This is a genomic window from Gordonia sp. IEGM753, from assembly GCF_050321825.1.
GTDB lineage: Bacteria > Pseudomonadota > Gammaproteobacteria > Pseudomonadales > Pseudomonadaceae > Aquipseudomonas.
The window spans coordinates 689,818-712,199 of record NZ_JBNQGB010000002.1; the positions used below are offsets into that span (position 1 = coordinate 689,818).

General features: G+C 58.4%; 21 protein-coding genes. 7 read left to right on the forward strand and 14 right to left on the reverse strand.

Features of this window, described 5'->3' with window-relative positions; all coding sequences use genetic code 11:
- Window position 1: 1 nt before the first annotated feature.
- Complete coding sequence (gene rapZ, locus ACQR3R_RS16155; protein WP_428273278.1) at window positions 2–859, forward strand: RNase adapter RapZ; 858 nt, start codon at window positions 2–4, stop codon at window positions 857–859.
- A 15-nt stretch (window positions 860–874) separates the two neighbouring features.
- Window positions 875–1,147, forward strand: coding sequence for an HPr family phosphocarrier protein (locus tag ACQR3R_RS16160; RefSeq protein ID WP_428273279.1), 273 nt, complete (start codon window positions 875–877; stop codon window positions 1,145–1,147).
- A gap of 7 nt (window positions 1,148–1,154) precedes the next feature.
- On the opposite strand, the gene ACQR3R_RS16165 is transcribed toward ACQR3R_RS16160, so the two are convergent.
- The 6 genes from ACQR3R_RS16165 to pmbA form a co-directional block, all read right to left on the reverse strand.
- Window positions 1,155–2,012: a ZIP family metal transporter gene (locus ACQR3R_RS16165; protein ID WP_428273280.1), complete on the reverse strand. Its 858-nt coding sequence runs from the start codon at window positions 2,010–2,012 to the stop codon at window positions 1,155–1,157.
- Between the two features lie 64 nt (window positions 2,013–2,076).
- Window positions 2,077–2,688, reverse strand: coding sequence for a Fe-Mn family superoxide dismutase (locus ACQR3R_RS16170; protein ID WP_428273281.1), 612 nt, complete (start codon window positions 2,686–2,688; stop codon window positions 2,077–2,079).
- Window position 2,689: 1 nt separating this feature from the next.
- A complete protein-coding gene (locus ACQR3R_RS16175) occupies window positions 2,690–3,118 on the reverse strand; it encodes a hypothetical protein (protein WP_428273282.1) in 429 nt (142 codons plus the stop codon).
- A 27-nt stretch (window positions 3,119–3,145) separates the two neighbouring features.
- Entirely contained in the window at window positions 3,146–4,522 is a 1,377-nt protein-coding gene (locus tag ACQR3R_RS16180) for an aspartate ammonia-lyase (RefSeq protein ID WP_428273283.1), read from the reverse strand.
- Entirely contained in the window at window positions 4,503–4,910 is a 408-nt protein-coding gene (locus ACQR3R_RS16185) for a hypothetical protein (protein ID WP_428273284.1), read from the reverse strand. The genes ACQR3R_RS16180 and ACQR3R_RS16185 overlap by 20 nt, the downstream gene beginning before the upstream one ends.
- Window positions 4,911–5,050: 140 nt before the next feature.
- Complete coding sequence (pmbA, locus tag ACQR3R_RS16190; protein ID WP_428273285.1) at window positions 5,051–6,397, reverse strand: metalloprotease PmbA; 1,347 nt, start codon at window positions 6,395–6,397, stop codon at window positions 5,051–5,053.
- 108 nt (window positions 6,398–6,505) lie between these two features.
- Here pmbA and yjgA point away from each other — a divergent pair, with 108 nt between their 5' ends.
- Window positions 6,506–7,030 carry a ribosome biogenesis factor YjgA gene (gene yjgA, locus ACQR3R_RS16195; RefSeq protein ID WP_054049927.1) on the forward strand — a complete coding sequence of 175 codons (525 nt, stop codon included), beginning with the start codon at window positions 6,506–6,508 and terminating at the stop codon, window positions 7,028–7,030.
- 50 nt (window positions 7,031–7,080) lie between these two features.
- Here yjgA and tldD read toward each other — a convergent pair whose 3' ends face one another.
- From tldD to mreB, 8 genes are all read right to left on the reverse strand, one after another.
- A complete protein-coding gene (gene tldD, locus ACQR3R_RS16200) occupies window positions 7,081–8,523 on the reverse strand; it encodes a metalloprotease TldD (RefSeq protein WP_428273286.1) in 1,443 nt (480 codons plus the stop codon).
- Window positions 8,524–8,534: 11 nt separating this feature from the next.
- Window positions 8,535–9,389 carry a nitrilase-related carbon-nitrogen hydrolase gene (locus ACQR3R_RS16205; RefSeq protein WP_428273287.1) on the reverse strand — a complete coding sequence of 285 codons (855 nt, stop codon included), beginning with the start codon at window positions 9,387–9,389 and terminating at the stop codon, window positions 8,535–8,537.
- A gap of 70 nt (window positions 9,390–9,459) precedes the next feature.
- Complete coding sequence (locus tag ACQR3R_RS16210) at window positions 9,460–13,263, reverse strand: YhdP family protein (RefSeq protein ID WP_428273288.1); 3,804 nt, start codon at window positions 13,261–13,263, stop codon at window positions 9,460–9,462.
- 75 nt (window positions 13,264–13,338) lie between these two features.
- Window positions 13,339–14,796 carry a ribonuclease G gene (rng, locus tag ACQR3R_RS16215; RefSeq protein ID WP_428273289.1) on the reverse strand — a complete coding sequence of 486 codons (1,458 nt, stop codon included), beginning with the start codon at window positions 14,794–14,796 and terminating at the stop codon, window positions 13,339–13,341.
- A 45-nt stretch (window positions 14,797–14,841) separates the two neighbouring features.
- A complete protein-coding gene (locus ACQR3R_RS16220; RefSeq protein ID WP_428273290.1) occupies window positions 14,842–15,450 on the reverse strand; it encodes a Maf family nucleotide pyrophosphatase in 609 nt (202 codons plus the stop codon).
- A 37-nt stretch (window positions 15,451–15,487) separates the two neighbouring features.
- Window positions 15,488–15,979 (reverse strand): rod shape-determining protein MreD, encoded by a 492-nt coding sequence (mreD, locus tag ACQR3R_RS16225; protein ID WP_428273291.1) that lies wholly within the window; start codon window positions 15,977–15,979, stop codon window positions 15,488–15,490.
- Window positions 15,979–17,115 carry a rod shape-determining protein MreC gene (mreC, locus tag ACQR3R_RS16230; protein WP_428273435.1) on the reverse strand — a complete coding sequence of 379 codons (1,137 nt, stop codon included), beginning with the start codon at window positions 17,113–17,115 and terminating at the stop codon, window positions 15,979–15,981. Before mreC ends, mreD begins: the two co-directional genes overlap by 1 nt.
- 109 nt (window positions 17,116–17,224) lie before the next feature.
- Complete coding sequence (gene mreB / locus ACQR3R_RS16235) at window positions 17,225–18,262, reverse strand: rod shape-determining protein MreB (RefSeq protein ID WP_002555108.1); 1,038 nt, start codon at window positions 18,260–18,262, stop codon at window positions 17,225–17,227.
- A 210-nt stretch (window positions 18,263–18,472) separates the two neighbouring features.
- On the opposite strand from mreB, the gene gatC reads away from it, so the two are divergent.
- The 4 genes from gatC (at window position 18,473) to ACQR3R_RS16255 (ending at window position 22,340) form a co-directional block, all read left to right on the forward strand.
- Complete coding sequence (gene gatC, locus ACQR3R_RS16240) at window positions 18,473–18,760, forward strand: Asp-tRNA(Asn)/Glu-tRNA(Gln) amidotransferase subunit GatC (RefSeq protein ID WP_007901429.1); 288 nt, start codon at window positions 18,473–18,475, stop codon at window positions 18,758–18,760.
- A gap of 16 nt (window positions 18,761–18,776) precedes the next feature.
- Entirely contained in the window at window positions 18,777–20,228 is a 1,452-nt protein-coding gene (gene gatA / locus ACQR3R_RS16245) for an Asp-tRNA(Asn)/Glu-tRNA(Gln) amidotransferase subunit GatA (protein ID WP_428273292.1), read from the forward strand.
- A 149-nt stretch (window positions 20,229–20,377) separates the two neighbouring features.
- Window positions 20,378–21,823 carry an Asp-tRNA(Asn)/Glu-tRNA(Gln) amidotransferase subunit GatB gene (gatB, locus tag ACQR3R_RS16250; RefSeq protein WP_428273293.1) on the forward strand — a complete coding sequence of 482 codons (1,446 nt, stop codon included), beginning with the start codon at window positions 20,378–20,380 and terminating at the stop codon, window positions 21,821–21,823.
- 142 nt (window positions 21,824–21,965) lie between these two features.
- Entirely contained in the window at window positions 21,966–22,340 is a 375-nt protein-coding gene (locus ACQR3R_RS16255; protein WP_428273294.1) for a septal ring lytic transglycosylase RlpA family protein, read from the forward strand.
- The last annotated feature ends 42 nt before the right edge of the window (window positions 22,341–22,382 follow it).

A 22,382-nucleotide genomic window follows, 5' to 3' on the forward strand; every position in this document is an offset into this window, starting at 1 on the left:
CATGCGCTTGATCATCGTTAGCGGCCGCTCCGGCTCAGGTAAAAGCACAGCGCTCGATGTTCTCGAGGACAACGGCTACTACTGCATTGATAACTTGCCTGCCGGGCTGTTGCCGGAACTGGCAGAGCGCGCGCTGATTCATACCGAGTTGGCGCAACCGCTGGTGGCCGTTTCGATCGACGCCCGAAATTTGCCAAGTCACCTCTCGCGGTTCCCGGAACTACTGGAAGAAGTCCGTAGCCGGCACATCCAATGCGATGTGCTGTACCTGGATGCCGACGAGGAGACCTTGCTCAAAAGGTTTTCCGAAACCCGTCGCCGTCACCCGCTGAGCAGTGCCAACCGCTCGCTCGCTGAAGCGATCCAAGATGAAACCAACCTGCTCGGGCCGATTGCCGACCTGGCTGATCTCAAGGTCAACACCACCAACCTGAACCTGTATCAGCTTCGCGATACCATCAAGTTGCGCCTGCTGAACCAGCCGGAGCCCGGCACTGCGTTCCTGGTGGAGTCTTTCGGGTTCAAGCGCGGCATGCCAGTGGACGCCGATCTGGTGTTCGATGTGCGCTGCCTGCCCAATCCTTATTGGAAGCCGGAGTTGCGTGAGCAGTCCGGGCTCGACAAGCCAGTGGCCGATTATCTGGCGGCGCAACCGGATGTCGAAGAGATGTTCCAGGACATCTCTACTTATTTGCTCAAGTGGTTGCCGAGGTTCGCCGCGAGTAATCGTGCTTATGTCACCATTGCCATCGGCTGCACCGGCGGCCATCACCGCTCTGTCTACCTAACCGAACGCTTGGGTCAGACCCTGCAACAGTCCCTGAAGAACGTCCAGGTCCGCCACCGCGACCTCAGCTAAAGGATTCACATCGCGATGCCTGCTCTGGAAATCGAAATCATCAATAAACTGGGCTTGCATGCCCGCGCATCTGCAAAATTTGTTGGCGTTGCCGGGCAGTTCCCTTGCCAGATCCGCGCCGGGCGCACTCCAGAATCCATGGTCGACGGTAAAAGCATCATGGCCATGATGATGTTGGCGGCCGGCAAAGGCACCAAAATCCACCTGAGTACGGAAGGCGAGCAGGAACAGGAAGCACTGGATGCGCTGGTGAAATTGATCAACAACTTTTTCGACGAAGGCGAATAACGCTCGCCTAGGCGAGCGCTGTATCCATCACCATCATCACGCAAAACCCGATCAGCAGGCCAAGGCTGGCCAGTTTATCGTGACCATTGCGTCGCGATTCGGGAATCACTTCATGAGTGACCACCAGCAGCATGGCGCCGGCTGCCAATGCCAATCCCAGTGGCAGCAGTAACTCGGCCAGGCCCACCAGCCACGCGCACAGTAGCGCGAAGACCGGCTCGACCAAACCCGAAGCAGCGCCAATCAGGAACGCCTTGACCCGCGACATTCCTGCTCCCGCCAACACCAGTGCAATCACCAGCCCTTCCGGCACGTCTTGCAAGGCGATGCCCATTGCCAAGCTATCGGCATCCGGCATGCCACCGCCAGCCGATACGCCTACAGCCATGCCTTCAGGGATGTTGTGCGCAATGATTGCGAAAACGAATAACCAGATCCGCGAAGGGATTACCGGCCTATCTGATGTGCTGACCAACGTTTGCGGGCCAGCCCCGGAAACCTTTCGGTCTACCAGGTAAAGCCCGAATGCTCCGAGCATAATGCCAAAGCTGATCAGACCGCTGGCCGCCCATGAATTCATCCCCAGGCTTTGCGCTGCGCTAATACCTGGAACAATCAACGAGAACGCCGTCGCCGCGAGCATCACGCCCGCGCCAAAACCGAGCAGCGTATCGCTGACGGCCTGCGGCATGCGTCGAATCACCAACACCGGCACCGCGCCCAAGGCAGTGCCCAACGCGCAGATAGATCCGCCTTGAAGCGCACGCAGCAGTTTTGGATCAAGGTCGAGCCAAGCCAACCCTTGGGCAACCAGCAAGGTCATACCCGCAAGCAATAACAGCGATCCCAAGGCGTAACGAAACATCCGCCCGCCTCCGATCGCCAATGTTTCAGCGCCCATAGTCAGCCCTGTTTTTTCAAAAGAGGACTTAAGCCTGTGCAGCCTGATAACGCGCAGCAACTTGGGGCCAATTGATCACGTTGTAAAAAGCGTTGATGTATTCGGGCCGGCGGTTCTGGTATTGCAAGTAATAAGCGTGCTCCCACACATCAAGACCAAGTATTGGCGTGTTACCGCTCATCAATGGACTGTCCTGATTGCCACTGCTTTCCACGACCAGGGTCTTTTGCGGGGTAACGCTCAACCAGGCCCAACCGCTGCCGAAGCGGGTGAGCGCCGCTTTGGTGAACGCATCCTTGAAACTGGCCATCCCGCCTAATTGCTCATCGATAGCCTTGGCCAGCGCGCCCTCGGGTTCGCCTCCACCCTGCGGTGTCATCACGTCCCAAAACAAGGAATGGTTAGCGTGACCGCCTCCCTGATTGATTACCGCGGCGCGTAGTTTCTCCGGCAATTGCTGCACCGCAGCCACCAGTTTTTCTACTGGCCAGTCGGCAAACTCGGTGCCTTCAACCGCAGCATTCAGGTTGTTGATGTAGGTCTGATGATGCTTGGTGTAGTGGATTTCCATGGTCTGCGCATCAATGTGCGGCTCCAGAGCATCGTAGGCGTAAGGCAAGGCTGGAAGGGTAAAAGCCATTTCAATGGACTCCATGATGTAGGTGCGCAGGTGCCGCGGCATCGATGTGCAACAAACGATGCGTACGCGGATATTCACCGTGTTCGCTGATGAAATTAAGTAATTCGACGTAGGTTTTGCTGCTCTGGCGCAGCGCCGCTTCACGGAGCGCCGGGGCAAGTCGCTGGTCCTGCATGGTTTGCAACAGCCGTTGGTGGATTGCGCACAAGTACTCGGCGCTCTCCTCCGGCTGGTTCAGGCGAAGATGAAGGTCTGCGAGGTTGTGATGAGAAATCACACAGGCCGCCACCGCTTCGTCGGCGTCCGCCCAGCGCTCGAACAACACTTGGGCCAAGGCCAATGCCTGCAAGTAAGCCTCGCGGGCATCGACCAGTTCGCCCAGCATGAAACAGCGATTTGCTCTTTCGATCGTGCGTTTCCAGTGCTCCATGGTGAGCCTCCAAAGCGGTAGTGGTAATTACACGCCGCCTGCCGTGAGCTTCTCAGGGTTGAGTAACTCTTCCAGTTGGCTGCGTGACAGATCAGTGTGCTCCAGCGCCACATCGATTACCGGAAGCCCTTGCTGATAGGCCTTCTTGGCAATCTCGGCGGCTTTTTGGTAACCAATGATCGGGTTGAGTGCAGTAACCAGGATCGGATTGCGCGACAGCGCTTCTTTCAATCTTGCTTCGTTGACCTTGAAGCTGCCGATTGCCTTTTCACCCAGCAAGCGGCTGGAGTTGGCCAGCAACTCGATACTGCTCAGCAGGTTCTGGGCGATGATCGGCAACATGACGTTGAGCTCGAAATTGCCCGACTGACCAGCAATAGTGATCACCGTGTCATTGCCAATCACTTGGGCGGCGACCATCGCGGTGGCTTCCGGGATAACCGGGTTGACCTTGCCGGGCATGATCGAAGACCCCGGCTGCAGGGCTTCCAGTTCGATTTCACCGAGACCGGCAAGCGGCCCGGAGTTCATCCAGCGCAAGTCGTTGGCGATTTTCATCAGCGACACAGCCGTGGCTTTCAACTGGCCGGACACGCTGACGGCGGTGTCTTGCGAACCAATCAGCGCAAACAGGTCCTTGCCCGGGGTGAATTGCACCTGCGTCAGCTTGCTGAGTTGCTTGCTGAATCGCGCCGCGAACTCAGGGTGCGCATTGATCCCCGTGCCCACCGCTGTACCGCCCTGCGCCAGCGACTGCAGGCTGGGAAGCAAGTCCTGTAAATGACCGATGTTGGCCTTGAGCTGCTCTGCCCAGCCATTGAGCACCTGGCTCATACGCACTGGCATCGCGTCCATCAGGTGAGTGCGCCCGGTCTTGACGTGGTGGTGAACGTCCAGGGCTTTGCGCTCGATGACCAGCACCAGTCCCACCAACGCGGGCAGCAGTTGTTCGTGCAGCGCCAGCGCTGCGCTGACATGAATCGTGGTGGGAATGATGTCGTTGCTGCTCTGCCCACAATTGACGTGATCATTGGGGTTAACCGGCTCACCGAGCAGACGGCTGGCGAGCGTAGCGATTACTTCGTTGGCATTCATATTGGAACTGGTGCCGGAACCGGTCTGGAAAATGTCCACCGGAAAGTGCTGCATGAAATCACCCTCCAACAGGCCTTGCGCCGCGTCGACGATGGCGCTGCCTTGTGCCTCGCTGATTTGCTTGAGTTCCACGTTGGCTCGAGCAGCAGCGGCCTTGGCCAGAATCAGAGCACGAATGAACTGCACCGGCATTGGCTTGCCGCTGATCGGGAAGTTATCCACCGCACGCTGGGTTTGTGCGCCGTAGAGGGCGTCTACCGGGACTTGAAGCTCGCCCATGCTGTCGCGCTCAATACGAGTCTTGTTCATCAGAAAATCCTTGCACCAGTTCTATGAGGGGAATCGAGGGCTGCAACTCGCAGGTCGCCAGTTGCCAGGTGTAGATTTGCCAGCGCTTGAGGCGGCATTTGCAAAGAGAGAGACGTTCAAGGTCGCGCAATGGGCGCCAGGCCTGATCCAGGCAAAAGGTTCGCCAGTGCCATGGCAGCGCGACGTCGGCGGCGGTGTCGAGCAGCAAACGAAAAGACGTTTCGGCGATGGTCCAGTGAGAAGTCGCGGTACAACACGCCAGGTATCGGCCTTCAGCAAGGTAATGTTCGATCAGTCGCGGCTCGTCGGGGTCCATCGCGCAACGGATCTGGCGACTCATCCAGCGCCAGCTGTCGAGGTAAGGCTGCTCGTGCAAGGCAGAACTCATGATCCGGGCTCATTCGGTAATGAGATTTATTATTAGATGATAATGAGAACCAAAACAACCCTATTGTAAGGGTGCAGCGCAAGCCCAAAAAAAAGGCGCGCCACCCTGTAGGGTGTCGCGCCTTTTTGAAACCGCCGAGTTTAGCTACCCGCCACGGTCATCCGCTCGATTAGCACCGAGCCTGTGCGGATGTTGCTGCGCAGCTCTAAATCATTCCCTACCGCGACAATCTGCTTGAACATGTCACGCATGTTGCCGGCAATGGTGACTTCCTGGACCGCGAACTGAATTTCGCCATTCTCGACCCAAAAACCTGCCGCACCACGCGAGTAATCACCCGTCACCATGTTCAGGCCATGGCCCATCAATTCGGTTACCAGCAGGCCACGGCCCATCTTGCGCAGCAAGGCTGCCTGATCATCATCACCATGGGTAACGAACAGGTTGTGCACGCCGCCAGCGTTAGCGGTGCTTGGCATGCCGAGTTTGCGGCCGGAATACGTTCCGAGAATGTAGGACACCAACTCGCCTTTTTCGACGAATGGTTTGGCGTATGTCGCCAGGCCATCACCGTCGAACGCAGAACTGCCCATAGCACGCATCAAGTGCGGACGCTCATCGATAGTCAGCCATTCGGGGAACAGCTTCTGGCCCAACGTTCCCTCGAGGAACGACGATTTGCGGTACAGACTGCCACCGGACACCGCCGAGAGAAAACTGCCGAACAAGCCACCCGCCAGCTCTGCGGAAAATAATACGGGCACCTCGCAGGTTGGTACCGGGCGCGCGCCCAAACGGCTGGCTGCACGTTGCGCGGCACGCTGGCCAATGCTGACCGGGTCGGCCAGCAACTCGCCTTGGCGGCTGACGTCATACCAGTAATCGCGCTGCATCTGACCGTCGGCTTCGGCGATCATCACGCAACTCAAGCTGTGCCGGGTCGACGCGTAACCGCCGATAAATCCGTGACTGTTGCCGTACACGCGACAGCCCTGATGGGTGCTCAGGGTAGTACCGTCGGCATTCTTGATCCGGCTGTCGGCAGCAAATGCCGCCGCCTCACAGGCCAACGCCTGCTCAATGGCTTGTTCCGGGGTGATATCCCACTGGTGAAAGAGGTCGAAATCCTTGAGGTCCTTGGCCATCAGCGCGGCATCCGCCAAGCCTGACGCTTCGTCTTCGGAGGTGTGCTTGGCGATTGCCAACGCGGCAGCAACGGTTTCGCGAATAGCTTCCGGGCCGCTGGCAGACGTGCTGGCCGAGCCCTTGCGCTGGCCAACATACAAGGTGATGCCGAAGCCTTGGTCACGATTGAATTCGACGGTTTCAACTTCGCGCTGACGCACTGAAGTCGATAAGCCCTGCTCCAGAGACACCGCCACTTCACAGGCGCTGGCGCCCTGACGCTTGGCTTCAGCGATGATCTGCTCGACTTGTTCCTGCAGTGCCGGCAACGCTTGTGGGCCGACGCTTTCAACTGCACTCATGCTGTTCTCCACTCAAATTCTGCTTTCGGCTAGGGCCTTCGAGCGACCGGGCCGGACAAGCGGCCCCCGACTGGTTATCATGGCGGCGTTTCTTTGCGGACGGCCACCATGGTTGATTCTTACGACGACTCCCTCGATACGGGAGAAAAAAGCAAATCTCAGGTTAAACGCGAGCTGCATGCTCTGGTTGACCTTGGCGAGCGCCTTACAACACTCAAGCCTGACTTGCTGGCAAAACTGCCATTGACCGACGCTATGCGCCGGGCATTGGCCGATGCGCCCAAGCACACCGCGAATATCGCGCGTAAACGGCACCTTATGTTCATCGGCAAACTGATGCGCGATCAGGACACTGACGCCATTCTCATGTTGCTCGATCAACTCGATGCCTCCACCCGGCAGTACAACGAACGTTTCCATGGCCTGGAACGCTGGCGTGATCGCTTGATCGCCGGCGACGATGCGGTCCTGGAGAAGTTCGTGCTCGACTACCCGGAGGCTGATCGTCAGCAATTGCGCTCCCTGATTCGTCAGGCCCAGCACGAATTGGCGACCAACAAGCCACCGGCATCGAGCCGTAAAATCTTCAAGTACATCCGTGAGCTGGACGAAACTCAACGCGGTTTGCGTTAAATTTCGAATCGGGTGAGTCGCCACGCGACTCACCCGAAGCTCCATCCTCTTTACGACCCTGTGCCACCCACAGTGATCGCATCAATTTTCAGCGTTGGCTGGCCGACACCCACCGGCACCGACTGCCCATCCTTCCCGCAAGTCCCCACGCCACTGTCCAGCGACAGATCGTTGCCAACCATTGACACTTTGCTCATGGCTTCCGGCCCGTTGCCGATCAATGTCGCGCCTTTGACCGGCGCAGTGATTTTGCCGTCCTCAATGAGGTAGGCCTCACTGGTGGAGAACACGAATTTGCCGCTGGTGATGTCCACTTGTCCGCCGCCAAGGTTGGCACAGTAGATGCCGCGCTTCACCGACGCGATAATCTCTGCCGGATCGCTTTCGCCGGCCAGCATGTAGGTGTTGGTCATGCGCGGCATCGGCAGGTGCGCGTAAGACTCACGCCGACCGTTACCTGTGCGCGCCACACCCATCAGGCGCGCGTTCAGCTTGTCCTGCATGTAACCTTTGAGTACGCCGTTTTCGATCAGCGTGGTGCACTCGGTCGGCGTGCCTTCGTCGTCGACGCTGAGCGAACCACGGCGACCAGCCAGTGTGCCGTCATCGACGATTGTGCAGAGTTTGGACGCGACCATCTCGCCCATGCGTCCGCTGTAAGCCGAACTGCCCTTGCGGTTGAAGTCACCTTCCAAGCCATGACCTACGGCTTCGTGCAACAGCACACCCGACCAGCCGGAACCCAATACCACTGGCAAGGTACCGGCCGGTGCCGGAATGGCTTCCAGATTGACCAACGCCTGACGCAGCGCTTCACGGGCATAACCCATGGCGCGGTCATCGCTGAGGAAATAACGGTAATCGGTACGACCGCCGCCACCATGCCCACCGCGTTCACGACGACCGTTTTGCTCGACAATAACGCTGACATTGAAGCGCACCAGCGGCCGTACGTCAGCGGCCAGGCTGCCGTCGGTGGAAGCCACAAGAATGCGCTCCCAGACACCCGCCATGCTGACGGTAACCTGCTGAATACGAGGATCGAGCGCGCGCGTCGCGACGTCGATACGTTTGAGCAAATCGACTTTTTCGGCGCGGGTCATCACTTCAAGCGGATTATCCGGCCCATACAACTGGGCGATATCCTGCGTGGTAAAGGCCTGAACAGTGCCGTTCTGCCCGGCCCGCGAGATCGAACGCGCAGCACGTGCAGCAGCGCCAAGTGCTTCGAGAGTGATTGCGTTGCTGTAGGCAAAACCGGTTTTTTCACCCGACTGCGCACGCACGCCGACACCTTGGTCGAGGTTGAAGCTGCCTTCCTTGACGATCCCGTCTTCCAGCGCCCAGGACTCGGAAATCTGCCCCTGGAAATACAGGTCGGCAGCATCGATCCCCGGACCGGCGAGATCGCCGAGCACGCCTTGCAAGCTTTCGATCGTTACGCCACCAGGTGCCAGGAGGTGCTCACTGACTGAGGACAACAACTCGCTCATATGTTTACGCCTTAAATTCGTCGTTCAGAGGCAGGTCGCTGAGCGCCCTGCGAGAAAAAGCGCCGATGACTGGACACCGGCATCCGCGCCCTGATGGACGCTTGTTCGCTGCTATCGCGTTCGGCCAGCAGCACGGCCTCGCCTTGATCCTGTTGTGCCAGCACGCGACCCCATGGGTCGATAATCGCCGCGTGGCCAAAGGTTTCTCGCGGTCCAGGATGCGTACCACCCTGAGCAGCGGCGAGTATGTAACATTGAGTCTCGATGGCCCGCGCACGAATCAGCACATCCCAATGCGCTGCGCCGGTCACCGCGGTAAAGGCTGACGGCGCGGTTATCAGCTCCGCACCGCCAGCACGCAATTCGCTGTACAGCTCCGGGAAGCGCAAGTCGTAACACACCGTAAGGCCGACTCGACCGACGGGCGTGTCGGCTACTACCACGTTACTGCCATAAGCATAGTCATCGGATTCGCGGTAGCGCCCGCGAGTGTCCGCAACATCCACGTCGAACAGGTGCAGCTTGTCATAGCGCGCCACGGTCTCGCCTTGATCGTCCACCAGCAGCGAGCAGGCATTCACCTTCGCGTTCGGTTGATCCATGGGCGGCAAGGGCAATGTACCTGCCACTACCCATAACTTGAGGTCGAGGGCGGCCTGTTTCAACCACGGCAGGATCGGGCCGTCGCCCAATGCCTCGGCGCGACCAATGTCGGCGATGTCGCGACGGCCCATGGCGGCGAAATTTTCCGGGAGTACTGCCAGTTTGGCGCCATCCGCAGCCGCCCGCTCAAGCAGGCGGCGGGCCTGTGCCAGGTTGGCCAGCACATCGCTCTGGCTGACCATTTGAATCACCGCTACAGACATGGCGCGCTCCTTGGTGGGTAGGCGACCATGCTACTCCATAGGCGAGTTGGGTGGCTTCGTAAAAAGACGATCAAAAAGGCTTGTCGAAGGTGATTTTCGGTTCTTTCCATGGACCTTTGACGGTGTATTTCACGCTGGCAAATCGCGCCACGCGGTCACCGATCAGTTTATCGATCAGGAACAGCGCACCGCCGATGGCCGGGGCTCCCACGATCAGTGCGGCGATCGGCAGGTTATTGGTAACCGGCAGGGTGACCAACAATTTGGCATCGACCTTATCGCCCACCAGGTCCAACGTGCCGTTGAGTTCGATATTGCTCGAAGGGCCGGTCATCAGAATCGGCTCACGGGTGACGTAAACACCGTTGGTCGCCACCAGTAGTCCTTTGACCCGGTCATAGCTCAAGCCTTTGCCGAACAGGTCGGAGAAGTCCAGGCGCAGGCGTCGGCCGATGGAGTTGAAGTTCAGCAGGCCAAACACGCGCAACGCCTGGGCGCTGCCCTCAACTTCAACAAACTGACCTTTGTTCAGCGACGCATCAAGTGTCCCGGAAAAACGTTTGGTGGCCAGCCACGCTGGCGAACCTGGCCAGCGACCATCGACATCCATATGAAAATCCTGGCTGGTGACACTCGGGGCAAACCCCCAACCTTTCAACACATCGGCCAGGTTTTTGCCGCTGATTCGCCCTTTGTACCAACTGTTTGTCGCGCCCGGCACACCTTCCCAGCCACCGTTGCCTTGCAACAAAATGCCCTTCAGGCCCATATCAACCGAGTTAAGCGCGATGCCTCTGGCGGTGGGACGAACCTTGAGCGACCACGCACCGACCAGGTCTTGCCCCTGGAACAACTGATTGATGGTGATATCCAGCGCCGGAATTTTTGTCGGATCTACCGAGACCAAAGGGTCTGGTGAATTTTCATCCGCCAGCTCCTTGGGGTCTGGCGCCGGCAAACGCACATACTGCAGATTGATCGCGATAGGTGCTGTCTTGGCATCGGCAATTGCGACAGAGCCTTTGACCTGCTGGCTGTCGAGCTGCAACGCCCACGCTGACGGCTTGCGTGTGAGCTGCACCGACGCCTTATCAAGCGTGGTACCGAAAGCGCTGAGCTTGCCGATTTGCAAATCAGCGCCGCTGAGCAATTGCTTGGCGCTACCGCCCGGGTCCTGACCTGCATATTTGTCTACCAGGTCTTTCCACGGCCCTACGTCCAGCTCAGACAATGCACCACGCACCTGCAAACCCTTGCCGGTCGGTAACACTGCTTCGCCACCACCGAGTAGAAGGTCTCCGCGACCGTCGCCGAAATTACCGGGCGGCGCCGCAAAGGTGAAATTCGCCAATTGACCGTAGTTGACCCAGTAGCGTCGCTCGGGCCCTTGCAAGGTCATGCGAAACGTCGTGTCGCGCCCCACGCTGGAAGCCATGCCGAAAGGCGCCGGCAAATCAACCGCTACACCTTTGAGGTTTGAGCTGACCAGCAACAGACTGTTACCGCCATCCAGGTTCAATTGCAGTTGATACGGGATCACCCCGGACACCGGCAGCGGCTGAGTGACGCTCAACCAGTCAGTGAGCTTCTTGACCTCGACCTGACCGGAGGCACTGACACGAGTCTTGAGCTTGCCCGGGCTGCCGTCGGCAAAAATCTGTGCAGTCACCGGCTTATCAAAAGCACGCGCGCTGATGTCTTGACCGCTCAAGCCTTTGGCGCTGTCGAAGCGGAAGTCGCCTTTCAGCTGAGTCAGTTCCAGCGCGGGCTCGGCCAGTTTCAAACGCGCCTTGGCGGTTTTGAAGTCAACCAGGATCTTGGGCTCTTCGCCTTTATCCAACGGGATGTCGAGCTTCAATTTACCTTGAAGGTCACCCTCGCCTTCCCAACCGGCAAAAGTCTCGGCGGTACCAATCGGCGCTTGCTGAAGTATTTTCAGCCCGTCGCCCAAACCACCGGCGAACGCACCGTCGAGAAAAAGGTGGACCTTCTGCCCTGCCGGCACATGCGGAATGTTGACGTAGACGTCACGCACCTGGGTGTCGAGCAATTGGCCTTTACTCGCGAGGATGCGTACCCCACTGTTTTCAATGAACACATCGCCGCTGACCTTGCTGACATGCGGCCAACCCGGCTGAAACGCCAACTCGGCATCATGAACCTTGAAGAACAGGCTGATGCTGCGGGCGGTATCGGTAGCACCATGATTCAGCGAACCTTGATACTGGAAGAAACCCTGGTCTACGGCGCCCTTCAGGATGGCCGTGCGCAACCATTCGTCAAGCGCCGGGCTCAACACTTCAGGCAGGTACTTGGCGGTGTATTTGCCATCACCGTCAACCAGGCCGACCCGCAGGTCCATGTAGTCTTCCTGGGTGTGATCGAAGTGCAGGCGGATCAGGAAGTCGCCGGCAATCTTGCCCTCTTCGCCCAGCACCTTCAGGTACGGCGCGATCAGCGTAAAACCCTCTTTATCGAGCTTCCAGGTCAGGCGGGCATTGGCCTGAATGTACTGCCATGGCTTGGCGAAAATCGGGTCCAGGTGCAGGGAAAAGTCCTTGCTGTCCATGCGCAATTCGCCATGGCCAAGATCACCGCTGATGCTACCGCTGACATTTCGCGCCGCCGGTGCGCCGTGGTATGCATTGAAACCGATGCGTTCCAGGTTCGCAGCAAAACCGAACTTGCTGTCATCCGTAGCGTTCGGGCGCAAATCGATCAGCACGTTGTGCAAGACGCCGGTGACCTTGAGCCGCTCGACCGACGTCGCAACGCCCTCAGGCAATGGGCCCAGGGCATTGAGTAGCGGCGTGATCGGCGTCAGGTCCAGGCGATCGGCTTGCAGGTGCCAAAGCTCTTCAGCCTTGTCGGTCGCGGCCGTTTGTTTGAGTTGCACATGAGACTCCCAGCGGGTTTCGCCGACGTTCATGGCAAGAGAATCCAGCGTTACCAGCATCCCGTCGGAGCTGCGCTGGAAATAACCGTTCAACGCCAGATTGCTGATCTGTACTGGTTTGCGCTCGGCATAAGCGCCTTTGAGTTGCGGAGCGTTCAGACGAATAGCAGCGCTCTGCAGGGCGCGCTTGTTCCATGTCAGCCAAAGCTCGCCCCCTGCTTTAATCTCGGAGAAGTTCCATTGTCGGGTCAGGCGCTCGGGCAGCCATTTCGACCAGTCGCTTTGCGGCAAGCTCAGGTAGGCATCCGCCTGACCGTCCTTCCACTCGCTGGCACGAATGCGGGTGCGCAAACTCATGGCCACCGGCTGACCGTCAGGCAACGTCATTCTGGCGTCGAGGCGCTGGCGATAAGCACCGGTTTTCAGATTCAGGCCGACGTACGTCAGGGTCATCGGTTGCTGCCCCTGCGGCTGCAATGTCACCTGGCTGTCGAGCACCGAGAGCTGCTGAACCATTTGCATCCGATTGAGCAGTTGCTCCGGGTCCAGCGGTTGATCCTGCTGGACAGGCAAGCCTTCCAGCGTCCACTGCCCGTCGATGCCTTCCTTGAAGCTGATTTTCAGGCCGTTGAGTTCCAGGTGTGCGATGCGCACTTCGCGAGCCAGCAAACTGGCCCACAGATCCGGCACCGCACGCACTTGATCGAGGCGCAGGGCATTGGCGCCGTCGCCAACCATCACATCATGCGCCAGCACGATCGGCGCGAAGCCACTCCATTTACCTTCGAGTTCACCAATGTGCAACGGCATTCCCAAGGCAGCACTGGCCTTGGTTTCAACTTCAGCACGGTACTCGGCCACCAGTGGAGCGAGTTCCCGACCGAGGCTGACATAGAGCGCCATCAACACCAAAACCAACGCGCACAGGCTTAGACCCCAGCGGGTCAGTGCAGCCAAAATGCGTGTCAGACGGTCCATGTCAGATGGCTCCCGTGGAAAAAGTGTTGCAAAAAGCTGAGGCCAGCCGATTTAACAGGGTTGAAGCACAGCGGATCAGAGCAGCACCACGTCGTATTGTTCCTGCGAATACATGGTTTCTACCTGGAACCGAATGGTGCGCCCGATAAAACCTTCCAGTTCGGCGACGTTTCCCGATTCCTCATCCAGCAAACGGTCGACAACTTTCTGGTTAGCCAATACACGATAGCCTTCCGCTTGATAGGCACGCGCCTCGCGGAGGATTTCGCGGAATATTTCATAGCAAACGGTTTCCGGGGTTTTGAGTTTGCCCCGGCCCTGGCAACTGCTGCACGGCTCACACAGGACTTGCTCGAGGCTTTCCCGGGTGCGTTTGCGAGTCATCTGCACCAGGCCCAACTCGGTGATACCGATGATGTTGGTCTTGGCGTGATCGCGCTCCAGTTGTTTTTCGAGCGTGCGCAAAACCTGGCGCTGGTGCTCTTCGTCTTCCATGTCAATGAAGTCGATGATGATGATTCCGCCAAGATTGCGCAGGCGCAGCTGGCGGGCGATAGCGGTCGCTGCTTCGAGGTTGGTCTTGAAAATGGTTTCTTCGAGGTTGCGATGCCCGACAAACGCCCCGGTGTTGACGTCGATGGTGCTCATGGCTTCCGCCGGATCGACCACCAGATAACCGCCAGACTTCAACGGGACTTTGCGCTCCAGCGCTTTTTGAATTTCGTCCTCAACCCCGTACAGGTCGAAAATCGGCCGTTCACCCGGATAATGTTCCAGTCGATCGGCGATTTCAGGCATTAGTTCGGCGACAAATTGTGTGGTCTTCTGGAATGTTTCCCGGGAGTCGATCCGGATTTTCTCGATTTTCGGGCTCACCAGATCGCGCAAGGTGCGTAGCGCCAGGCCGAGGTCTTCGTAGATCACACTCGGCGCGCTGATGGTTTTGATCTGATCGTTGATCTGATCCCACAGCCTGCGCAGGTAGCGGATATCCATCAGGATTTCATCAGCGCCAGCACCTTCGGCGGCGGTTCGCAGAATGAAACCACCGGCCTCCTTGATGCCTTCCTTGGCCACACAATCGGTGACCACTTGCTTGAGGCGTTCGCGCTCTGCCTCGTCCTCGATTTTCAGCGAGATGCCGACATGGGCAGTGCGCGGCATGTAAACCAGATAACGCGACGGGATAGACAGTTGGGTCGTGAGGCGCGCGCCTTTGGAGCCGATAGGGTCTTTGGTGACTTGCACCACCAGGCTTTGACCTTCGTGAACCAACGAGCTGATGCTCTCGACTGCTGGACCTTCGCGCAGGGAAATTTCGGATGCGTGGATAAACGCGGCGCGGTCCAGACCGATGTCGACGAAAGCGGCCTGCATGCCCGGTAAGACGCGCACAACCTTGCCTTTATAGATGTTGCCGACGATCCCGCGCTTTTGCGTGCGCTCGACATGGACCTCTTGCAGAACACCGTTTTCGACCACCGCCACGCGCGACTCCATCGGCGTGATGTTGATCAGAATCTCTTCACTCATGGCAGGGTCTCGTTCAGGCATGTTCACGATTATGGCCGCATCTTGTCAGTACGACGCTGGGTGCGCATCAAGGTTTTGCCAACAGGGTATGCCGAAATGGCTAAGCAGATCGCAGGTTTCGCACAGTGGCAATCCAACCACCGCCGAGTAACTGCCATTTAGGCCTGCGACAAACACCGCGCCCAAACCTTGAATGCCGTAACCGCCCGCCTTGTCCAAAGGTTCGCCGCTGGCCCAATAGGCTGCCGCTTCGTCGCGATCAATGCGGCGAAAACGCACCAGACTGCGCACCACCAACGACTCACAACGCTCGCCATCAATCAGCGCGATGGCGGTCAGCACTTCATGTTCCTTGCCTGACAACATCATCAGCATCGCGAGCGCGTCGGCTTCATCCAGCGGTTTGCCCAGAATTTTGCCATCGAGTACCACGGCGGTATCCGCGCCCAGCACGCAAAAATCCGTGTCGCACACAATGGTCTTGCGACCGGCCGCAGCCTTGCCACGCGCCAGGCGCTCGACGTAAGCCGACGGGGATTCTTCTGCTAGTGGGGTTTCATCGATGTCCGCGCTGATGGCGCAGAACGGCACGCCGACCTGCGTAAGCAGTTCACGCCGACGTGGCGAACCTGAGGCGAGGTACAGCTTTTTCACAAGACATCTCCCTGTCCAGGGCCAATGCCCGACTGTTTTAATTGATTTTGTAACGTCGACGCAGACCACGCAAACCGTAACTGACCCAAGGCCAAAGCAAGGCACTGACCAGTGCCGGCAACACCAGTGCCAGTGTCGGCTGACGATTGCCGGTCAGGGCACTGAGCCACAATTGCACAAGCTGTGCGAGGCCGAAAATGACGAGGATCACCAGGCTTTGTTGCCACATCGGAAACATGCGCAGCCGCTGTTGCAGCGACAGCACCAGGAACGTGATGAGCGTCAGGATCAATGCGTTCTGGCCCAGCAACGTCCCGTAAAGCACATCTTCCGCCAGCCCCAGGCACCACGCGGTGACCATGCCGACTTTTTGCGGCATCGCCAACGCCCAGAACGCCAGCAGCAAGGCCAGCCACAGCGGGCGCAGGATTTCCATGAACTGCGGCAGCGGCGAAACGCTAAGCAACAGACCGATGGCGAATGTCAGCCAGACGATCCAGCCATTTCGGGATGCAGTTGCACCGACCATTATTCTCGTCCTCCAGTAGTGGCCGGCGCAGAGACTGGCGGTTTTGCAGGCGGTTTGGCCGGTTGAGACGCCGGCGGCTTGGCAGCGGCAGGTTTAGCGGCAGCAGGATGAGTGGGTTTGGCGGGCGTTGCTGCAGCAGGTGCCGCAGGGGTAGCCGGTACTACTGGTGCGACCGGGGCCACGACAGGTTTCGGCACAGTGGCCGGGATAACCGGTCCGCCGCCTTGTGCATCCAGGTTTTCTTGCGCTTGAGCGGCGTCGTTGGCGCGCTCTTCCGCGGTGCGGTTATCACTGAACACCAGCAGCAGGTAACGGCTGCGGTTCAGGGCGGCGGTCGGCACGGCACGAACGATGGCAAACGGCTGGCCGGAATCGTGAATCACTTCCTTGACCGTGGCCACTGGGTAGCCTGCCGGGAAGCGCTGCCCCAATCCGGAACTGACCAGCAGATCACCTTCCTTGATGTCGGCGGTATCGGCGACGTGGCGCAATTCAAGGCGTTCCGGATTACCGGTGCCGCTGGCAATCGCCCGCAAGCCATTACGGTTCACTTGCACCGGAATGCTGTGTGTCGTGTCGGTCAGCAGTAGCACGCGAGAGGTATAAGGCATCAACTCGACCACCTGCCCCATCAGGCCACGGGCGTCGAGCACCGGCTGACCGAGGACCACACCGTCGCGCTCACCTTTGTTGATGATGATGCGATGAGTGAAGGGATTGGGGTCCATGCCGATCAGCTCGGCCACTTCAACCTTCTCGTTGACCAGCGCGGATGAGTTCAGCAACTCGCGCAGGCGAACGTTCTGCTCGGTCAGGGCGGCAAGCTTTTGCATGCGGCCTTGCAACAGAAGGTTTTCGGTTTTGAGTTTTTCGTTTTCGGCGACAAGTTCGGTACGGCTGCCAAATTGGCTGGCCACACCCTGAAATAGCCGCTGCGGCAGGTCGGTGATCCAGTAGGACTGCATCAATACCAGCGACATTTGGCTACGCACTGGCTTGAGCAGTGTGAACCGGGCATCGACCACCATCAGCGCGACCGATAGCACGACCAGCACCAATAAGCGCACGCCCAATGAAGGCCCTTTGGTGAAAAGCGGTTTAATAAGCCGCTCCTCCCAGGCAAATGTTTGCTTTATTCATACGGCATCAAACCGGCTGGATGCAGACTGACAGAAGATAAACGCCAACAGGCAGCACTGCAAAGTGCTGCCTGCGCGCTCAACAGCATAGATGCAACCCAACGACTTATTCGCTGGAAAGCAGGTCCATGGTGTGTTTATCCATCATTTCCAATGCACGGCCACCACCGCGAGCAACGCAAGTCAGGGGATCTTCGGCAACGATCACCGGCAAGCCGGTTTCCTGGGCCAGCAGCTTGTCGAGGTCACGCAGCAAGGCGCCACCACCGGTCAAGACCAGGCCACGCTCGGCAATATCGGAAGCCAGCTCCGGCGGCGACTGCTCCAGTGCGCTTTTTACAGCCTGAACGATGGTTGCCAGAGACTCTTGCAGAGCTTCCAGCACTTCATTGGAGTTCAGGGTAAATGCGCGTGGAACGCCTTCAGCCAGGTTGCGGCCACGAACGTCAACTTCGCGAACTTCGCCGCCCGGGTAGGCAGTACCGATTTCCTGCTTGATGCGCTCGGCGGTGGATTCGCCGATCAGGCTGCCGTAGTTGCGACGTACGTAAGTGATGATCGCTTCGTCGAAGCGGTCGCCGCCAACCCGCACGGATTCGGCATACACCACACCGTTCAGGGAGATCAGCGCGATTTCAGTGGTACCGCCACCGATATCGACGACCATCGAACCGCGTGCTTCTTCTACTGGCAGACCGGCACCGATCGCGGCAGCCATTGGCTCCTCGATCAGGAACACTTCACGGGCACCGGCACCAAGGGCCGATTCACGGATGGCACGACGCTCAACCTGGGTGGATTTGCACGGAACGCAGATCAGCACGCGAGGGCTGGGCTGCAAAAAGCTGTTTTCGTGAACCTTGTTGATAAAATACTGCAGCATTTTTTCGCAAACGCTGAAGTCGGCGATCACGCCGTCTTTCATCGGACGAATGGCAGCAATGTTGCCCGGCGTACGGCCAAGCATGCGCTTCGCCTCGGTGCCGACAGCAACGACACTTTTCTGGTTACCGTGTGTCCGAATAGCCACAACAGAGGGCTCATTCAGGACGATACCGCGCTCGCGCACGTAAATAAGGGTGTTGGCAGTGCCCAGGTCAATGGAAAGATCGCTGGAAAACATGCCACGCAGTTTCTTGAACATGGGAAAGGGACCCTAGGCAACGCGTGGGTAAAAAAGTGCGGCAAACTCTAACAACGACAGGGATTTTGGGCAAGGCGCCAATATGTTAAATTGGCCGCTTTTCTGTGCACCAACCCCCACAATCGCGGCCATATGACCGTAGAAATGCGGTAGTGTTCCGACAATCTAACACACGGACGCCGTCCGTTCTGTTTTCCACTGGAGATTCCCATGGCGCTTGAACGCTCCGACGTGGAAAAAATCGCTCATCTGGCCTGTCTTGGCCTCAATGATGCCGATCTTCCACACATTACCTCGGCCCTGAACAGCATTCTCGGCCTGGTCGACGAAATGCAGGCGGTCAATACCGACGGTATCGAACCGCTCGCGCACCCACTGGAAGCCAGCCAGCGCCTGCGTGCAGACGTCGTGACCGAGACTAATCATCGCGAGGCCTATCAGTCCATCGCACCAGCGGTCGAAAACGGCCTGTACCTGGTTCCGAAAGTCATCGACTAAAGGGAAAGAGCCTGCAATGCATCAATTGACTCTGGCCGAGATCGCCCGTGGCCTCGCCGATAAAAAGTTTTCTTCCGAAGAGCTGACCAAGGTCCTTCTGGCGCGTATCGCCCAGCTCGACCCTCAGCTCAACAGCTTCATCAGCCTCACCGAAGACCTGGCGCTCCAGCAGGCGAAAGCCGCTGACGCACGCCGGGCCAATGGTGAGAGCGGCGCCCTGCTTGGCGCGCCGATTGCTCACAAAGACCTGTTCTGCACCCAAGGCATCCGTACCAGCTGCGGCTCGAAGATGCTCGACAACTTCAAAGCACCGTATGACGCCACCGTCGTTGCCAAACTGGCCGCCGCCGGCGCGGTAACGCTGGGCAAGACCAACATGGACGAATTCGCCATGGGGTCGGCCAACGAGTCGAGCTACTACGGCGCGGTGAAAAACCCGTGGAACCTTGAACACGTACCGGGTGGTTCGTCCGGTGGTTCGGCCGCCGCTGTTGCGGCTCGTCTGCTTCCGGCGGCAACCGCCACAGACACCGGCGGTTCCATTCGTCAGCCAGCAGCATTCACTAACCTGACAGGCCTTAAACCGACGTACGGTCGCGTTTCGCGCTGGGGCATGATTGCTTATGCGTCCAGCCTTGATCAGGGCGGCCCGTTGGCACGCACTGCCGAAGACTGCGCGATTCTGCTGCAAGGCATGGCCGGCTTCGACACCAATGATTCCACCAGCATCGATGAGCCCGTGCCTGATTACAGCGCCAGCCTCAACGATTCGCTGAAGGGCCTGCGCATTGGCGTGCCTAAAGAGTATTTCAGCGCAGGTCTCGATCCGCGTATCGCCGATCTGATCCACAGCAGTATTAAAGAGCTGGAAAAGCTCGGCGCCGTGATCAAGGAAATCAGCCTGCCAAACATGCAGCACGCCATTCCTGCGTATTACGTGATCGCACCAGCAGAGGCCTCGTCCAACCTGTCGCGTTTTGACGGTGTGCGTTTTGGTTATCGCTGCGAAGACCCCAAGAACCTGGAAGACCTGTACAAACGCTCTCGTGGCGAAGGTTTCGGCGCAGAAGTACAACGCCGGATCATGGTCGGTGCCTACGCCCTGTCCGCCGGTTATTACGACGCCTACTACCTGAAAGCGCAAAAAATTCGCCGCCTGGTGAAAAACGATTTCATGGCAGCCTTTAATGAGGTCGACATCATCCTCGGCCCAACCACGCCAAACCCGGCCTGGAAGCTTGGCGCCAAGAACAGCGACCCGGTTGCTGCTTATCTGGAAGACGTCTACACCATCACCGCCAACCTCGCCGGTCTGCCGGGCTTGTCCATGCCCGCAGGTTTCGTCGACGGTTTGCCGGTTGGCGTGCAGTTGCTCGCGCCGTATTTCCAGGAAGGCCGCTTGCTCAACGTTGCGCACCAGTATCAGTTGAACACTGACTGGCACACCCGCACCCCACAGGGGTTTTGAAACTGCTGCGCTCGCCAAGGCGGCGTTGAAAACTGGCTCGTAATGCTCATTGACTGACGTCAACTGCGCTTACTCACCCGTTTTCGCCTTGCCTGACCTTCGCTCGCAACGTTTCAAAATTCCCTGTTAAGGCTTCTGAGGAGACACACATGCAATGGGAAGTCGTGATCGGGCTGGAGATACATACCCAGCTCACCACCCGGTCGAAAATCTTTTCCGGTAGTTCCACCACATTCGGCTCCGAGCCCAATACTCAGGCCAGCCTGGTAGACCTGGGCATGCCCGGCGTGCTGCCGGTGCTGAACCAGGAAGCAGTGCGCATGGCGGTGATGTTCGGCTTGGCAATTGATGCCGAGATCGGCCAGCACAACGTGTTCGCGCGTAAAAACTATTTTTACCCGGACCTGCCGAAGGGCTACCAGATCAGCCAGATGGAATTGCCGATTGTCGGCAAGGGTCACCTGGACATCGCCATGGAAGACGGCACGATCAAACGTGTCGGCGTAACCCGTGCGCACCTGGAAGAAGACGCCGGCAAAAGCCTGCACGAAGAGTTCAACGGCGCCACCGGCATCGACCTGAACCGTGCCGGCACGCCGCTGCTCGAAATCGTTTCCGAGCCAGACATGCGCAGCGCGAAGGAAGCCGTAGCCTACGTCAAGACTGTGCATGCGCTGGTGCGTTACCTGGGCATTTGCGACGGCAACATGGCCGAAGGCTCGTTGCGTTGCGACTGCAACGTGTCGATCCGCCCCAAAGGCCAGGTCGAATTCGGTACACGCTGCGAGATCAAGAACGTCAACTCGTTCCGCTTTATCGAGAAGGCGATCAACAGTGAAGTGCGCCGTCAGATCGAACTGATCGAAGACGGCGGCAAGGTGATCCAGCAGACTCGCCTGTACGATCCGAACAAGGACGAAACCCGTCCGATGCGCAGCAAAGAGGAAGCCAACGACTACCGTTACTTCCCGGACCCGGACTTGCTGCCCGTGGTGATCGAAGACTCGTTCCTGAATGAGGTGCGCGCCACCCTGCCGGAATTGCCGCCGCAAAAACGCGAGCGCTTCCAGGAGCAATTCGGGTTGTCGGTCTATGACGCCAGCGTTTTGGCCACCAGCCGCGAACAAGCCGATTACTTCGAGAAAGTTGCAGGCATTGGCGGCGACGCCAAACTGGCGGCGAACTGGGTGATGGTCGAGCTGGGCAGTCTGTTGAACAAACAGGGGCTGGATATCGATCAGTCGCCAGTCTCGGCTGAGCAACTGGGCGGCATGCTGCTGCGCATTACCGACAACACCATCTCCGGCAAAATCGCCAAAGTGGTGTTCGAGGCGATGGCCAACGGCGAAGGCAGCGCGGACGAGATCATCGACAAGCGCGGTTTGAAGCAGGTGACCGACAGCGGCGCGATTTCTGCGGTGCTCGACGAAATGCTGGCGGCCAATGCCGAGCAGGTTGAGCAGTACCGTGCAGCCGATGAAGCCAAACGCGGCAAGATGTTCGGCTTCTTCGTCGGCCAGGCCATGAAAGCCTCCAAGGGCAAGGCCAACCCGCAACAAGTCAACGAACTGCTGAAAAGCAAGCTCGAAGGCTGATGAATAAAGAGCCAGTTTTAATGCCTGGCTCAAACCCCTGTGGGAGTGAGCCTGCTCACGATGATGTGTCAGCAGCATTGATGCCGGCTGATACACCCTCGCGAGCAGGCTCGCTCCCACATTTGTTTTGGAAACACCCCCAATGAAGCGTCTCCTCGGCGCCTGCGCCCTGCTTTCTCTGCTGGCCGGTTGTGCCAGTACCGATACTATCGATCCACATGGCTACGACAAAACCGGTGTAGCTTCCTATTACGGCGCCAAACACCATGGCAAACGCACCGCCAGCGGTGAGCCGTTCAACCAGAATTCCCTGACCGCCGCCCATCGCCAGTTACCTTTCGGCACGCGAGTGAAGGTCACCAATCTCAACAACGATAAATCCTGTGTCGTTCGCATCAACGATCGTGGGCCGCATACTCGGGGCCGCCTGATCGACGTTTCACGCGAAGCCGCCGAGCAATTGGGTATGATCGGCAGTGGCACCGCGCGAGTTCGCGTGCAAGCCCTCGACGACTGACAGACGGAGCCCCGACTATTTTCGGACTTGCCGATTTACCCC

What these genes read in the sequence shown, in the direction of transcription:
- ACQR3R_RS16170 (WP_428273281.1), bottom strand. Translation starts at nt 2,688, where the DNA reads ATGGCTTTTACCCTTCCAGCCTTGCCTTACGCCTACGATGCTCTGGAG.
- gatC (WP_007901429.1), top strand. Translation starts at nt 18,473, where the DNA reads ATGGCGCTTGAACGCTCCGACGTGGAAAAAATCGCTCATCTGGCCTGT.
- mreD (WP_428273291.1), bottom strand. Translation starts at nt 15,979, where the DNA reads ATGGTCGGTGCAACTGCATCCCGAAATGGCTGGATCGTCTGGCTGACA.
- gatB (WP_428273293.1), top strand. Translation starts at nt 20,378, where the DNA reads ATGCAATGGGAAGTCGTGATCGGGCTGGAGATACATACCCAGCTCACC.
- pmbA (WP_428273285.1), bottom strand. Translation starts at nt 6,397, where the DNA reads ATGAGTGCAGTTGAAAGCGTCGGCCCACAAGCGTTGCCGGCACTGCAG.
- mreB (WP_002555108.1), bottom strand. Translation starts at nt 18,262, where the DNA reads ATGTTCAAGAAACTGCGTGGCATGTTTTCCAGCGATCTTTCCATTGAC.
- yjgA (WP_054049927.1), top strand. Translation starts at nt 6,506, where the DNA reads ATGGTTGATTCTTACGACGACTCCCTCGATACGGGAGAAAAAAGCAAA.
- ACQR3R_RS16205 (WP_428273287.1), bottom strand. Translation starts at nt 9,389, where the DNA reads ATGTCTGTAGCGGTGATTCAAATGGTCAGCCAGAGCGATGTGCTGGCC.
- ACQR3R_RS16185 (WP_428273284.1), bottom strand. Translation starts at nt 4,910, where the DNA reads ATGAGTTCTGCCTTGCACGAGCAGCCTTACCTCGACAGCTGGCGCTGG.
- rapZ (WP_428273278.1), top strand. Translation starts at nt 2, where the DNA reads ATGCGCTTGATCATCGTTAGCGGCCGCTCCGGCTCAGGTAAAAGCACA.
- ACQR3R_RS16165 (WP_428273280.1), bottom strand. Translation starts at nt 2,012, where the DNA reads ATGTTTCGTTACGCCTTGGGATCGCTGTTATTGCTTGCGGGTATGACC.
- tldD (WP_428273286.1), bottom strand. Translation starts at nt 8,523, where the DNA reads ATGAGCGAGTTGTTGTCCTCAGTCAGTGAGCACCTCCTGGCACCTGGT.
- ACQR3R_RS16255 (WP_428273294.1), top strand. Translation starts at nt 21,966, where the DNA reads ATGAAGCGTCTCCTCGGCGCCTGCGCCCTGCTTTCTCTGCTGGCCGGT.
- ACQR3R_RS16175 (WP_428273282.1), bottom strand. Translation starts at nt 3,118, where the DNA reads ATGGAGCACTGGAAACGCACGATCGAAAGAGCAAATCGCTGTTTCATG.
- gatA (WP_428273292.1), top strand. Translation starts at nt 18,777, where the DNA reads ATGCATCAATTGACTCTGGCCGAGATCGCCCGTGGCCTCGCCGATAAA.
- ACQR3R_RS16180 (WP_428273283.1), bottom strand. Translation starts at nt 4,522, where the DNA reads ATGAACAAGACTCGTATTGAGCGCGACAGCATGGGCGAGCTTCAAGTC.
- ACQR3R_RS16210 (WP_428273288.1), bottom strand. Translation starts at nt 13,263, where the DNA reads ATGGACCGTCTGACACGCATTTTGGCTGCACTGACCCGCTGGGGTCTA.
- ACQR3R_RS16160 (WP_428273279.1), top strand. Translation starts at nt 875, where the DNA reads ATGCCTGCTCTGGAAATCGAAATCATCAATAAACTGGGCTTGCATGCC.
- rng (WP_428273289.1), bottom strand. Translation starts at nt 14,796, where the DNA reads ATGAGTGAAGAGATTCTGATCAACATCACGCCGATGGAGTCGCGCGTG.